This window comes from Duganella lactea (genome assembly GCF_009857505.1).
Classification (GTDB): domain Bacteria; phylum Pseudomonadota; class Gammaproteobacteria; order Burkholderiales; family Burkholderiaceae_D; genus Rugamonas; species Rugamonas lactea.
The window spans coordinates 36,294-49,067 of record NZ_WWCP01000003.1 but is presented as its reverse complement, the minus strand read 5'-3'; the positions used below and the strand labels follow the sequence as shown (position 1 = coordinate 49,067).

Below are 12,774 nucleotides of genomic sequence, written 5' to 3'. Positions count from 1 at the left end.
TACAGAAATTCTACCCGAGCATGGGCGCCCGCGAATGTGCTGTTGCGTACCGTGCGCAGCGCGCGCCTGTGTACAATCATCACATTATGTTGAATCTGGGGAATAAGTTGGACGTCTTGACCGCCTTGCGGACCGCCACCGCGGAGCGCCACAGCGCGCTGGACACGCGCACGCCGCTGGCCGCCGAGTCGCCCGATTTACGCGCCTACCGCGATCATCTGCACCTGCTGGAAGCGTGGCTGGCGCCGTTGCAGCCGGCGCTGGCGGACGGACAGCCGGGCCTGCCGCCGCGCGACCACCTGGCGCTGATCCGCGCCGACCTGGCCCATCCTGCGCTGGACGGCCTGCCGGCACTGCCGGTCTTGGCGCCGGCGCCGCTGCCGCATCTTGACGATGCCGCCTACCGCTGGGGCGTAGCCTACGTGGTCGAGGGATCGCAGCTGGGCGGCGCGGTGCTGTACAAGCGGCTGGCGCAGCGGCTGGCGCCGCATCCGCTGGCCTATCTGCGCGGCGACGGTTCGCCCGGCCCGCGCTGGCAACAATTCCTGGCCGCGCTGCGCGCCGCCGTGGTGACCGAGCGCCAGATCGAACAAGCCTGCCGCGGCGCGCGGCAGGCTTTCGACAGCCTGATCTGGCTGGTCGAGCGGCTTAATAGCTCGTCAGCGCCACCGGCTGGCCGGCCTTGAAGGTGAAGATGGTTACCGGCGACTGCTTCATGTCGCCCTTGGCGTCGAAGGCGTAGGTGCCGGCCACACCCTGGTAGGAACCGGCGCTGATGACCGGCTGCACCTTGGCCGGATCGGTCGAATTGGCCTTCTGCATCGCTTGCGCGTACAGCATGGTGGCGTCGTAGTAGGCGGCCGCGTAGACGTCGGCGTCCTGCTTGAAGCGGGCCTTGAACTTGGCCTTGAAGGCCTGGCCGGCGCTGGCCTTGTCCAGAATCGCGCCGCCCTGCGAGCACAGCACGTTGTCGCCGACGGCGTCGCCGCCCAGCTTGCCCATTTCGGCGGTGCAGATGGTGTCGCCGCCCAGCAGCTTGGCGTTGATGCCCAGCTGTTTCATCTGGCGCGCCATCGGCGCCGCCTGTGGCGCGTAGCCGCCGAAGAAGATCGCTTCGACCTTCTTGGTTTTCAGCTTGGTCAGGATGGCGGTGAAGTCGAACGCCTTGTCGTTGGTGAACTCGTGGCCGACCACGTTCATGCCGGCGGCTTTGGCCGATTTCTTGAACTCTTCCGCCACGCCCTGGCCGAAGGCGGTGCGATCGTCGATCACGGCCACGGTTTTGAACTTCAGTTCCTTGGCGGCGTACAGCGCCATTTTCGAGCCCAGCTGGGTGTCACTGGCGTTGACGCGGTACAGGCCCTGGTAGCCTTGCTGCGTCAGCTTGGGATTGGTGGCGACGGTGGCGACCAGTGCGCCGGCGTCGTTGTAGGCGCGCGAGGCGGGAATCGCCACACCCGAGTTGTATGGGCCGACCACGAAGCGCACGCCTTTGTCGATCAGTTTCTGGGCGGCGGCCATGCCGGCTTTCGGGTCGCCCTGGTCATCTTCGGACAGCAGTTCAAACTTGAGCTTCTTGCCGGCCACGGTGATCGGCTTGGCATTGAGCTCTTCCACCGCCAGGCGGGCGCCGCTTTCATTGTCCTTGCCGGAGAACGCTTGCGAGCCGGACAGTGGGCCGCTGTGGCCGATTTTGACGAGGGTGTCCTGCGCTTGGGCGCCAAAGGCGGCGAGCAGGGCCAGCGCGGCGGCGGTGTGCTGCAATTTCATGCGATCTCCTGAATGACGATGGTGTGGTGATTATTCCCGAAAACACAGAATATTATCGTGCGAGTTAGGGGGATAAACCAGCGTCAATCAGAATTTAATTTGGTGCGGTGCCGATGGCGCGGCTGGGCGTGGTGGCACTGACCGCGGCGACCGGCGGGATGGCGGCTTGGGCCACCGGCGCGGCGCGGCCGGCGGCGCCGGCCACGTCCACGATGTGGTAGGCGGCGATGGCGGCGGCCAGCGCCGGGTTGTTGCGCAGATCGGCCGGCATGTTGGTGGGGGCCTGAGCCGCCGCCAGACGCTCGGCATACTGTGTCGCCTGCTCGCGGAAACTGCTCAAGGTATTCTGCAATGTTGTCGTGGTCTGCTGATCATCGGCATTGAGGGCGGCGCGCAGCAATTCGGGCTGCAGCGACAGGCCGCTGGTCAGGTCCGGCAGCGGCGGCGGCTGCAAGGTCACGCCGAGCCGCGCAAGGTTCTGCGCCTGCGTGGTGGTGCCATCAGTGCCATCGCCAGACGGCTGATTCAAGTTGTTGACCAGTTCGTTAAGCAGCGAGGTCTGCTCCGGCTGCGCGGGATCGGAGTCGACCGAAGGCAACAAATTGAAGGCATTCACCACATCCTGCACGGCGGCGTTGATCGTATCCGCTTGCTGCGTTTGAGTCAGCTGTGCCTGAGCATTGGTCACCGCCAGCAGGAAACTCGCCACCGGCGACAACTCCACCTGCACCGACGCCGCCGGCGGCGCATCCAGCGCCGAACCCACGGCGTTGATGCCGGTGTTATCGACCGTCGACGCTTCCGCCGCGCGATTCACCGCTGGTACATTCGTCGCCGTCGATGGCGTCAGGGATGGGATGGGAAACATGCCGCTCTCCAGAAAAGCTTATGGGTCATGGATAGCATGCGCTCCTCAGACGGTCGCGTCCGTGTGCCAGTTCACATAAGCGGTCATTTTGCTGACCGTGCGCTTCCGCACGGTCAAGCACGGTTGATCGGTCTATCGTGATCATTCGTTCACCGCACCTACCAACGAGAGGATCGCATCATGGAAAACAGCATCGACAGCAAAATCAACAACACTCGCGACGGCGTCACCCAGATCGGCAAAGACCTGCGCGCCGACGCGCATGCCACCATCGATAAAGTCGCTGAAAAAATCCCACCAGCGACCGAGCGTCTGGCCAAGCAAGCCCACAACGGCGTCGACAAAGTCGCCGACACCGCCGAAAGCGCCTCCGAGCGTCTGGCCGTGCGCGGCAAGCAAGTGGTGGAAACCTACAAGAACATCACCGAATCGAGCCGCAACCACGTGCGCGCCAACCCGGTGATCTCGGTACTGGTGGCCGCCGCCGCGGGTTACGGCATTTCCAGGCTGCTTGGTTCGCGCAGCGGCAAATAAGCTTGTTTTGCGTGGATGGCGCCGCAGCCGGGGCAACCGGTGTTGCGGCGTTGTCCCGCGCTGTAACGCGCGGTCACGTCCAACCCGCCTCTCACTTTTAAAGTATGTATTGATGTCCTGCATGATGATATGCTTGCCATAATGCATACTAAAATTTCCGACGCATGGACGTTTACGCCCCTCAAACCTGGCAGCCACACGAACGTCCCAGCTTACCCGGCTCGCCGTCCACTCCGCATCACACCTTCCCGAAACGCCTAGCGTTTCTGGTCGTCGGTTTCATCGTCGCCATCACCGGTGGGCTGGGGAATGCGCTGGTGTCGGTCAACCTGCCATACCTGCAAGGATCACTCGGCGTGTACTCGACCGAGATCCAGTGGCTGCCGGCCGCCTATGTGATGGCCAATGTCTGCATGAACCTGTTGCTGGTCAAATTCCGCCAGCAGTATGGGCTGCGGCTGTTCACCGAATTATTCCTGGTGCTGTACGCGGCGGTGACCGTGGCGCACTTGTTCGTCCATGGTCTGGGTTCGGCCATCGCGGTGCGCGCGGCGCATGGCATGAGCGGCGCCGCGCTGACCACGCTGGGCCTGTACTACACGCTGCAGGCCTTCCCCGCGCAGTACCGGCTCAAAGGCGCGGTGCTGGGCATCGGCTTCTCGCAGCTGGCGGTGCCGATGGCGCGGCTGTTCTCGTCGGACTTGATGGAGATCGGCGAGTGGCGCGGCCTGTACTTCTTCGAACTGGGGCTGGCGCTGGTGTCGCTGGCGTGTGTGCTGTGCCTCAAGCTGCCGCCGGGTGACCGCATCAAGGTCTTCGAAAAAATGGACTTCGTCACCTTCGGCCTGTTCGCGCCGGGCGTGGCGCTGCTGTCGGCGGTGCTGGCGCTGGGCCGCGCCGTGTGGTGGCTGGAGGCGCCATGGGTCGGCTACGCGCTGGCCGGATCGATCGTGCTGATCGCCGCCGCGCTGGCGATCGAGCACAATCGCGCGCGCCCTTTGATCAACACGCGCTGGCTGTCCAACGCCAACATGGCGCGGCTGGCGCTGTCGGTGCTGCTGATCCGCGTGGTGCAGTCGGAGGCCAGCGGCACCGTGGGCTTCATGCAGGCGCTGGGCCTGAACAACGACCAGATGCTGGCGCTGTGGTGGATCGTGATGTTCGGCGCGATTGCCGGCATGGTGGTCAGCGCGCTGACGATTTCGCCGACGCGCGGTACGGCGCAGTTGCTGTTCTCGCTGGCGGTGATGGCGCTGGGCGCGTACATGGATTCGGATGCGACCAATCTGACACGGCCCGAAGACATGTATCTGTCCCAGTTCCTGCTCGGCTTTGGCGGCGCGATGTTCGTCGGGCCGACGTTTATCTCCGGCTTTGGCGCGGTGATCGCGGCGCCGAATAACCTGGTCAGCTTCTCGGTCATGTTCAGCATCACGCAGACGCTGGGCAGCTTGCTCGGCACCGCGCTGACCGGCACCTTCCAGGTGTGGCGCGAGAAGTACCATTCCAGCATTCTGGTCGAGCATCTGACGCTGCTCGATCCGCAAGTGGCGGCGCGTATTCAGTCGGGCGGCCTGGCGTCGCTGGGCGGCGCGGCCACGCGCGAGGCCAACATCCTGGCCTATAACGATGTCTTCCTCGCCATCACCGTGCTGGCGCTGGTCACCATGGCGTGGCTGCTGGCGCGCTGGCTGTGGACCGAGTGCGTGGTTTGCCAGGGCAAGTCCGGACCGAACGCGCAAACCGGCATGGCCAATGTCTCTCTTAATAATTCTGGATCTCGCTAAAACATGGATAAAAACACGCCAGACAATCCCTCTTCGTCAGACAGCCGCGTGGCGGCGGTGGCCGCCGCGGCGGCAGCGGCAGCGGTAGCCGCCTCCGCGCCCACCGCGCCGGCGCCGGACCGGCGCGCGCAGATTATTTCGGCGATCCTGTTCGCGCTGGTGGCGCTGGTCGGTGTGCTGATCGTGCTGTATGCGTGGCGGCTGCCGCCGTTCAGCAGCGCCGTCGTCTCCACCGAGAACGCGCTGGTGCGCGGCCAGGTGACCTTGATCGGCACGCAACTGCCGGGCTATGTGGTGGATGTGAAGGTGCAGGACTTCCAGCACGTGAAGCAGGGCGAGGTGCTGGCCTTGATCGATGACCGCATCTACCAGCAGCGTTACGAACAGGCGCAGGCCCAGTTGGCGGCGCAGAAGGCGGCGCTGGAGAACTGGGCGCAGTCGCGCCGCGCGGCGCAGGCCGGCGTGCTGCTCAACGAGGCCACGCTGGCCAACGCGCAGGCGCAGGCGGCGAAGTCGCTGGCCGATTTGAAACGGGTGGACACGCTGGCGGCCGACGGTTCGCTGTCGCAGCGCGAGCAGGACGCGACCAGGGCGGCGCGCACGCAGACCATGGCGGCGGTCGAGCAGGCGCGCGCCAATCTGGAGATCTCCAGGCAGCAGGTGCGCACGGTGGCCGTGAACAAGCAGTCGCTGGAAGCGGCGGTGGCGAATGCCGAAGCGGCGCTGAAGGCGGCCAGGGTCGATCTGGACAACACGCGCATCACGGCGCCGGAGGACGGCCAACTGGGACAGGTCACGGTGCGCAAGGGCGCCTACGTGAACACCGGTGCGCAGTTGATGGGATTGGTGCCGAAGCAGCTGTGGGTGATCGCCAATCTGAAAGAGACGCAGATGAACCATGTGCAAGTGGGGCAACCGGCCACCTTCAAGGTGGACGCGCTGGACGGCGCGCAACTGACCGGCGTGGTGGAACGGATTTCGCCGGCCACCGGATCGGAGTTCAGCGTGCTGCCGGCGGATAACGCGACCGGCAACTTCGTCAAGATCGCGCAGCGCATTCCGGTGCGGATTCGCATCGACCAGGGACAGGCCAACGCGCGCCGGCTGGCGCCGGGCATGTCGGTCATCGTCAGCATCGACACCTCGGTGAAAGTGCGCGAAACCAGCCGCACCGCCGATTCCACGGCCGCCGCCGGAGCCAAGCCATGAGCAGCCGCATCGCAGCAGGCTGCGCTGCGCTGCTGCTGGCCGGCTGCGCGGCGACCGTCGCGCCGCCGCCGGCATCGAGCTTGCAGACGCCGGCCGCCTGGCGCACCGCCGCCGAAGGGCAGGGCAGCGGTCCGGTGGCGCGGCAGTGGTGGCAAAGCTTCGGCGATCCCGCGTTGACAGCGCTGGTCACCAAGGTGCTGGAAAACAACGGCGACCTGCGCATCGCCCGCGCCCGCGTGGCGCAGTACCGCGCGCAGATCGGCGTCGCCGAGGCGGGGCGCAAAGCCAACGTCAGTGTCGACAGCGCGCCATCGCGCGCGCGCCAGCTGGCCTACACCGGCGCGCCCTACGTGACCAACATCTACCAGGCCGAATTCCAGGCCAGTTACGAAATCGACGTGTGGGGCCGGCTGGCCGCGCTGACCGACGCCGCCACCGCCAGCTATCAAGCCGAGCAAGCCAACGCCGACGCCGCGGCCTTGTCGATCGCCGCCACCGTCGCCACGGGCTACCTCAACCTGCGCGGCCTGGACGCCCAACTGGCGCTGACCGAAGCCACATTAAAGCTGCGCGAACAATCCGCCGCGCTGGCCAAGAAACAGTTCGACGTCGGCTACAGTTCACGGCTTGAATGGCTGCAAGCGCAGGCTGAATACCAGACCACGGCCGAACAGGTGCCGCAACTGAAGCGCCAGATCTTCGAGCAGGAAAACGCTTTGGCCATCCTCACCGGTGGCAACCCCGGACCGATCGCGCGCGGCGCCGAACTGGCCGACTTGCAAGCGCCGCCGGTGCCGGAAGGGCTGCCGTCCGAACTGCTGCGCCGGCGGCCCGACATCGCGCGCGCCGAATACAACCTGATCGCCATCAACGCCAACCTGCAGGCCGCGCGCGACCAGTTGCTGCCCTCATTCAAACTGACGGCCACCGGCGGCGTACAAAACCTGCAATGGCACGACTTCGTCAACGCCCCGACCGCGCTGTGGCGGCTGAGCGGCATCGTCGCCGCGCCGGTGTTCGACGGCGGCCGCGTACAAAGCCAGACCGACGCGCTGGCCGCGCAGCGCGACCAGACCATCCACGCCTACGAAAACGCCGTGCGCACCGCGTTCGCCGAAACCGAGAATAGCCTCGGCGCCATCGGCCGATTAAAAGAGCAGGCGATTCAGAACGACGCGCGGCGCGCCACCGCCGCCGAAACGCTGCGCATCGCGCACAACCGCTACCGCAACGGCTACGCCTCCTACCTGGAAGAACTGGACGCCCAGCGCACGCTGTACAGCGCCGACGTCGGACGGCTGCAACTCAAGACGCGCATGCTGCTCGCCTCGGTCGACCTGTACCGCGCCATGGGCGGCGGCTGGACCCACCCCTAAAAAAACCGGTGTCAGGTCTGGAGTTTTTCGCGACTTATGATGACTTGCAGGTAAAAGCCATCCGGCTCATAGGCTGGCCAGGCGTGGGCAAAGTTGTTTAGCATGATGTGATACTGTCTCGCGCTACGGCCGATGTCCAGATCGAAATCGGTATAACGGCGGTATAAGGTGTTGGCCGTCAACCTGAAGCCGAAATCCAGCAGGTCCTGCGCAATCTTTGCGCTAATCGTGTCTTTGTTCCCAGTTGCGTTGTAGACCGTTTCCCCTGTATAGCGGCGCGTGTAGCTTACCAGCGCGCCGCCCAGCGCACCGGTCCAGGTAGACTGCTTGCCCTGGTAGGCGCGCGGGCGGCTCCAGCGCAGGCTCAGGTCGGAAAAGAAGGACTGCATATAGGCCGCGTCACCTGACTTTTCGATCTCAAATCGCCGCACCGATCCGCCCAGGGTTTTGATGAGGCTGAGTTCTTCCAGCCGCGCCTTTTCCTTGAGCAGCTGTTTCACCACCGGTTCGCTGAGCTTGAGCTTATCGGACTTGAGCAACCATGCCGCCTGGTTGCCGACCAGCAGATGTCGTCCACCCAGCTCACGTATCTGCTCAAACTCGCTCAGCAGCCCGAGGCGGGCGAGCACCCGCGCGTCCAGCGGTTCCGCATCGCTGCGCGGTTTGTATTTTGCGGGATGCAGGATGTCGCTCTCGGCCATCCAGGCCAGGAACATCAGCGGAGCGGGGGGATGTTCCATGGCCAGACTACGATCGACCAGGCGATAGCGCACCACGGCTGGCGCCGAGCGGAATTCCGGCGCCAGTCGCATGGCGATGTCCAGCAGCTCCGCGCCAGGCAGTTCATGCATCAACCCGCCCATGCTCAGAATCAGCGCGGCGAAGTAGGTTTGCTGGTGATCGCTGATTTTTTTCAGCATGTCGTCCGACATGTCCGGCGGCGCCGGCATGTCCTCTATCTTGACCGATTTCCAGATCGCGGACGTGTCGTCAGCCAGCAAGACTTCGAGGAAGCACAGGACATAATGCTTCCACAGTTCCGCCTCGACGCCGGTGGCACCGGCTCCTTCCACCTCGCGCGCAACGCTGTTGATGATACCCTCCAGCGGACGCATTTCCGTATCGGTGAATTGGGAGAACACCAGCGCCTGATTGAAGTACAGGCGATCCAGCATGTCCAGCGCGGTGCTTTGCCGTGTCGTGGTGCGTACCATCATCAGGCCTGGTCGTGACGCGAACGTTTGCAGTCGGCTTCTTTTTGCGACGGCGTGCGGTCCGCGCCCTTGTTGTAGCGGTGGTCGTGCGAACCATCCTTCTTGTTGCCGCCGTAGGGAACCGCGCCGTGCGTGCCGGCCGGACGGCCGTCTTGTTTGAACAGTTTGAACAGGTCCATGATCGCTTACTCCTTGTCGCTGTTGTTCTGGGACTGGTCGTCGCGGACCACGGAGTCGTAGACATCCGATGCCGCTTTGGCGGCGACCGTGGTGACAATGGCGGAAACAGCGAGTTCGATCAAGGTTGGGACAGCGAGAAACAGCATGATTATTCTCCATTCAGTGTGATTGAAAACCGATGGCTATCGGTTAAACAGGAGAATATCAATGCTTCGCGGTGTTGAAAATTGCGTAATCTCATGTACCGTTTTCTACACTGCCCGTTTACTGCGCCAGCTTATTTTACCGGAATGCACAGCTCCGATTCGAACACGCCGGTGGCCGGGGCCATGACGTAATCGGCCGGATAGCGCTCGAAACACAGGCCCGGCGCGGCCTGGCCATCGGCGTGTACCTGTCTGAAGAAGGCGTCCCAGGCGGCGGGCACTTGGTCGCCGCTACCCTTGAACGCCGCCACCGCGTAGCGGCCGGCCGGGATGCTGCCTTCCTTGGCCGGCGGCTGCACGGGCGAGCCGGCCGGCACTTCCACGCAGGCGTCGTAACGGCATTCGCTGGCCGGCGTGGTGTTTGGGTCGTCCTGCGCCACCCCGTAGGTCACCTTGCCGGTCAGGCCGTAGGCCTGCTGCCACGGCGTGAACACTTCTTTCCAGAACTCGCCGATCGCCGCGCCGAACGGGCCTTTGTAGCGCAGGTAGGCGATTCGGACTTCAGGCAGCTCTTTGATCTCGTATTGCATGCTTGTCTCCTTGTTCCGCCGGCTGGCGGCGCAGCTTGCGCATCATGCGCTTGAGCCAGTGCTCAAAGTCGTCGACATAGGTGAACACGGCCGGCACCACCAACAGGCTTAATAACGTTGAAGTAATCAGGCCGCCGATCACGGTGATCGCCATCGGCGAACGGAAGCTCGGGTCGGCGCCCCAGCCCAAGGCCAGCGGCATCATGCCCGCGCCCATCGCGATGGTGGTCATCAGTATCGGCCGGCTACGTTTGTGGCAGGCGTCGACCAGCGCTTCGAAACGCCCCATGCCCGCCTGGCGCGCCAGAATAGCATAATCGACCAGCAAAATTGAGTTTTTGGTGACGATCCCCATCAGCATGATCAAGCCGATCATCGATGGCATCGACAGCGCGCTGCGGGTGATCAGCAGCGCCACGAAGGCGCCGCCGATCGACAGCGGCAGCGCCGCCAGAATCGTCGCCGGCTGCATGAAGTCCTTGAACAGCAGCACCAGCACGCAGTAGATGCACAACACGCCGATCAGCATGGCGAGGCCGAAGCTGGCGAACAGCGCGGCCATTTCCTGGGTGTCGCCCAGTTCCGCGATCTTCACCGATGCCGGCAAGTTTTTCAGCGCCGGCAGCGCGCGCGCCTCGTCGTTCACCTCACCCAGCGCGCGCTTGCCCAGCTCCACTTCCAGCGTGACGTTGCGGCTGCGGTTGAGCCGATTGATCTGCGCCGGCCCGCTTTCCATCGTGATGTTGGCCACGGTGGCCAGCAGCACCGGGCCGTTCTTGCCCGGCACCGTCAGGCGGCCGATGGCGTCCAGGTCGGCGCGCACCGCGTCCGGCAGCTTGACGCGGATCGGCACCTGGCGCTCCGGCAGGTTCATTTTGGTCAGGTCGGTGTCGTAGTCGCCGGCGGTGGCCACGCGCACGGTCTGGCCGATGGCGGCGGCGGTCACGCCCAGGTCCGCCGCCTTGGCGAAGTCCGGCTTGACGATGATCTCCGGCCGCACCAGCGAGGCGGTCGAGCGCACGTTGCCCACGCCTTGCAGCGTGCGCAGTTCGCGTTCGGCTTTTTGCGCGGCTTCCTTCAGCGCCACCGGGTCTTCGCTGCGCAGCACCAGCTGCATCTTGACGCCGTTGTCCGGCGGGCCGACCTTGAAGCGGGCGCCGGGAATGGCGTCGAGCTTGTGGCGCAGGTCGGATTCGATGTCGGCCATCGATGTCTTGCGTTCGGTGCGGTGCACGGTGGTCAGCGTCAGCACGGCGGTGCGGGCCTCGGCGGCGGCGCCGGGCGCAAAGGCGTCGCCACTGGAGCCGCCGCCGATGGAGCTGAACACCGACTTGATGCCTTTGACTTCCATCGCCGCCTTGCGCGCGCGCTCGGCGACCACGCTGGTTTCGGCCAGTGTGGAACCCGGCGGCAGTTCCAGCGTGATCTGCGTTTGCGCGCGGTCGGCGGCCGGCACGAAGCCGGTCGGCAGCAGGCCGGTGAGCAGGATCGAGCCGACAAAGAAGGCGCCGGCCGCCAGCGCCGTCACCAGACGGTGACGCAGGCACCAGCGCATCACGGTCATGTAGCGCGACATCAGCCAGCCGTCTTTGTCCTCGACATGCGCTTTCGGCTTGAGGAGGTAGGCGGCCATCATCGGCGTCAGCAGCCGTGCCACCACCAGCGACGCCAGCACCGCGATCACGGCGGTCCAGCCAAACTGCTTGAAGAACAGGCCGGGAATGCCGCTCATGAAGGCGGTCGGCAGGAACACCGCCACCAGCGCGAAGGTGGTGGCGATGACCGCCATGCCGATTTCGTCGGCCGCCTCCAGCGCCGCCTCCATCGGCGTTTTCCCCATGCGCAGGTGGCGCTCGATATTTTCAATTTCGACGATGGCGTCGTCCACCAGCACGCCGACCACCAGGGCCAGCGACAGCAGCGTGACGATGTTGAGCGTGTAGCCGAACAGGTAGATGCCGAGGAAGGCCGGCAGCACCGACAGCGGCAGCGCGGCGGCGGCGACCAGCGTGGCGCGCCAGTCGCGCAGGAACCACCACACCACGATCACGGCCAGGATGGCGCCTTCGTACAGCAGGTCCATCGAGCCGGCGAAGTCTTCCTCGACCGGGCGGGCGTTGTCGATCACCTGTTTCAGTTCGACGCGCGGATTGGCCTTTTGCAGTTCCTCGACCGCCGCGCGCGCGCCGTTGGCGACCGCTACTTCGCTGGCGCCCTTGGTGCGGAAGATTTCGAAGCCGATCACCGGCACGCCGTCCTGTAGCGCCACGGCGCGCGGCTCGGAAACGGTGTCGGTGACGGTGGCCACCTGGTCGAGGCGCACATGGCGGCCGTCCGGCAGCGGCAGGTCCATGGTGGCCAGTTCGGCCGCCGTCTGCACGGTGGCGATGGTGCGCACCGATTGTTCGGCGCCGCTGACGTCACCGCGTCCGCCCGGCGCTTCCTTCTGCACCTGGCGCAGCTGGCGCGAGACGTCCAGCGCGGAGACGCGCAGCGCCGCCATGCGGGCGTCGTCCAGCTCCACCCGCACTTCGCGGTGCACGCCGCCGACGCGCTTGACCGCGCCCACGCCGTGCACCGCCAGCAGCCGCTTGGCGACGGTGTTGTCGACGAACCAGCTCAGTTCCTGGCTGTCCAGCTTTTCGCCCGGCGCCTGCGCGGCGGCGGCGGTGAAGGTCAGCACCACGCGGCCGGCGGTGGAGGCCTTGGTGACGCTCGGGTCGCGCAGCTCGGCCGGCATGTCGGCCTTGACGCGGGCCACCGCGTCGCGCACGTCGTTCACCGCGTCGGAGATGTTCTTCTCCAGGATGAATTCGACGGTGGTGGTGGAGACGCCGTCGAGCACCGTGGTGTAGATGTTCTTCACGCCTTGCAGCGTGGCGACCGAGTCCTCGATCTTGCGCGAGACTTCGGTTTCCAGCTGCGCCGGCGCGCTGCCGTCCAGCGTGGCGGTGACGGTGACGATCGGCAGTTCGATGTCCGGGAAGTCCTGCACCGGATTGGCCTTGTAGGCCATCAAACCGGCCAGCGACAGCAGCGCAAACAGCATGATCGCCGGGATCGGGTTCTTGATGGAGAGGGCGGAGAAGTTCATATCCTG

The 12,774-nt window shown here is 65.2% G+C and carries 12 protein-coding genes; 5 read left to right on the top strand and 7 right to left on the bottom strand.

The window, feature by feature from the left end; genetic code table 11:
- Positions 1 to 107: 107 nt before the first annotated feature.
- Complete coding sequence (locus GTP44_RS04745; protein ID WP_308494312.1) at positions 108 to 686, top strand: biliverdin-producing heme oxygenase; 579 nt, start codon at positions 108 to 110, stop codon at positions 684 to 686.
- Here GTP44_RS04745 and GTP44_RS04740 read toward each other — a convergent pair.
- Together GTP44_RS04740 and GTP44_RS04735 are read right to left on the bottom strand one after the other, a co-directional pair.
- Positions 649 to 1,770, bottom strand: a complete 1,122-nt coding sequence (locus GTP44_RS04740) for a branched-chain amino acid ABC transporter substrate-binding protein (RefSeq protein ID WP_160989415.1) — start codon at positions 1,768 to 1,770, stop codon at positions 649 to 651. The genes GTP44_RS04745 and GTP44_RS04740 overlap by 38 nt on opposite strands.
- Before the next feature lie 94 nt (positions 1,771 to 1,864).
- Complete coding sequence (locus GTP44_RS04735; protein ID WP_161018544.1) at positions 1,865 to 2,638, bottom strand: hypothetical protein; 774 nt, start codon at positions 2,636 to 2,638, stop codon at positions 1,865 to 1,867.
- 180 nt (positions 2,639 to 2,818) lie between these two features.
- Between GTP44_RS04735 and GTP44_RS04730 the strand changes: the two genes are divergently transcribed.
- The 4 genes from GTP44_RS04730 (at position 2,819) to GTP44_RS04715 (ending at position 7,544) form a co-directional block, all read left to right on the top strand.
- The gene (locus GTP44_RS04730; protein ID WP_161018543.1) at positions 2,819 to 3,172 is read left to right on the top strand and encodes an ElaB/YgaM/YqjD family protein; all 354 of its coding nucleotides are present in this window, start codon (positions 2,819 to 2,821) and stop codon (positions 3,170 to 3,172) included.
- A 164-nt stretch (positions 3,173 to 3,336) separates the two neighbouring features.
- Positions 3,337 to 4,959 carry an MFS transporter gene (locus tag GTP44_RS04725; RefSeq protein WP_161018542.1) on the top strand — a complete coding sequence of 541 codons (1,623 nt, stop codon included), beginning with the start codon at positions 3,337 to 3,339 and terminating at the stop codon, positions 4,957 to 4,959.
- A gap of 3 nt (positions 4,960 to 4,962) precedes the next feature.
- On the top strand, positions 4,963 to 6,168 hold the full coding sequence (locus GTP44_RS04720; protein WP_161018541.1) for an HlyD family secretion protein: 1,206 nt from the start codon (positions 4,963 to 4,965) through the stop codon (positions 6,166 to 6,168).
- A complete protein-coding gene (locus tag GTP44_RS04715; protein ID WP_161018540.1) occupies positions 6,165 to 7,544 on the top strand; it encodes an efflux transporter outer membrane subunit in 1,380 nt (459 codons plus the stop codon). The genes GTP44_RS04720 and GTP44_RS04715 overlap by 4 nt, the downstream gene beginning before the upstream one ends.
- A gap of 11 nt (positions 7,545 to 7,555) precedes the next feature.
- Here the strand turns inward: GTP44_RS04715 and GTP44_RS04710 are convergent, their stop codons facing one another.
- The 5 genes from GTP44_RS04710 to GTP44_RS04695 all read right to left on the bottom strand — a co-directional run bounded on the left by GTP44_RS04710 (position 7,556) and on the right by GTP44_RS04695 (position 12,768).
- Positions 7,556 to 8,719 (bottom strand): hypothetical protein, encoded by a 1,164-nt coding sequence (locus GTP44_RS04710; protein WP_161018539.1) that lies wholly within the window; start codon positions 8,717 to 8,719, stop codon positions 7,556 to 7,558.
- Positions 8,720 to 8,760: 41 nt separating this feature from the next.
- Positions 8,761 to 8,937, bottom strand: a complete 177-nt coding sequence (locus GTP44_RS27145; RefSeq protein ID WP_202412697.1) for a hypothetical protein — start codon at positions 8,935 to 8,937, stop codon at positions 8,761 to 8,763.
- Positions 8,938 to 8,943: 6 nt separating this feature from the next.
- Complete coding sequence (locus GTP44_RS04705; protein ID WP_160989408.1) at positions 8,944 to 9,084, bottom strand: hypothetical protein; 141 nt, start codon at positions 9,082 to 9,084, stop codon at positions 8,944 to 8,946.
- Positions 9,085 to 9,215: 131 nt separating this feature from the next.
- Entirely contained in the window at positions 9,216 to 9,674 is a 459-nt protein-coding gene (locus tag GTP44_RS04700; RefSeq protein WP_161018538.1) for an AraC family transcriptional regulator, read from the bottom strand.
- On the bottom strand, positions 9,646 to 12,768 hold the full coding sequence (locus tag GTP44_RS04695; protein WP_161018537.1) for an efflux RND transporter permease subunit: 3,123 nt from the start codon (positions 12,766 to 12,768) through the stop codon (positions 9,646 to 9,648). Before GTP44_RS04695 ends, GTP44_RS04700 begins: the two co-directional genes overlap by 29 nt.
- Between the last annotated feature and the right edge of the window lie 6 nt (positions 12,769 to 12,774).

Excerpts from the sequence above, each read along its gene's own strand:
- GTP44_RS04740 (WP_160989415.1), bottom strand. The coding sequence starts at position 1,770 with ATGAAATTGCAGCACACCGCCGCCGCGCTGGCCCTGCTCGCCGCCTTT.
- GTP44_RS04735 (WP_161018544.1), bottom strand. The coding sequence starts at position 2,638 with ATGTTTCCCATCCCATCCCTGACGCCATCGACGGCGACGAATGTACCA.
- GTP44_RS04730 (WP_161018543.1), top strand. The coding sequence starts at position 2,819 with ATGGAAAACAGCATCGACAGCAAAATCAACAACACTCGCGACGGCGTC.
- GTP44_RS04725 (WP_161018542.1), top strand. The coding sequence starts at position 3,337 with ATGGACGTTTACGCCCCTCAAACCTGGCAGCCACACGAACGTCCCAGC.
- GTP44_RS04720 (WP_161018541.1), top strand. The coding sequence starts at position 4,963 with ATGGATAAAAACACGCCAGACAATCCCTCTTCGTCAGACAGCCGCGTG.
- GTP44_RS04715 (WP_161018540.1), top strand. The coding sequence starts at position 6,165 with ATGAGCAGCCGCATCGCAGCAGGCTGCGCTGCGCTGCTGCTGGCCGGC.
- GTP44_RS04710 (WP_161018539.1), bottom strand. The coding sequence starts at position 8,719 with ATGCTGGATCGCCTGTACTTCAATCAGGCGCTGGTGTTCTCCCAATTC.
- GTP44_RS27145 (WP_202412697.1), bottom strand. The coding sequence starts at position 8,937 with ATGGACCTGTTCAAACTGTTCAAACAAGACGGCCGTCCGGCCGGCACG.
- GTP44_RS04705 (WP_160989408.1), bottom strand. The coding sequence starts at position 9,084 with ATGCTGTTTCTCGCTGTCCCAACCTTGATCGAACTCGCTGTTTCCGCC.
- GTP44_RS04700 (WP_161018538.1), bottom strand. The coding sequence starts at position 9,674 with ATGCAATACGAGATCAAAGAGCTGCCTGAAGTCCGAATCGCCTACCTG.
- GTP44_RS04695 (WP_161018537.1), bottom strand. The coding sequence starts at position 12,768 with ATGAACTTCTCCGCCCTCTCCATCAAGAACCCGATCCCGGCGATCATG.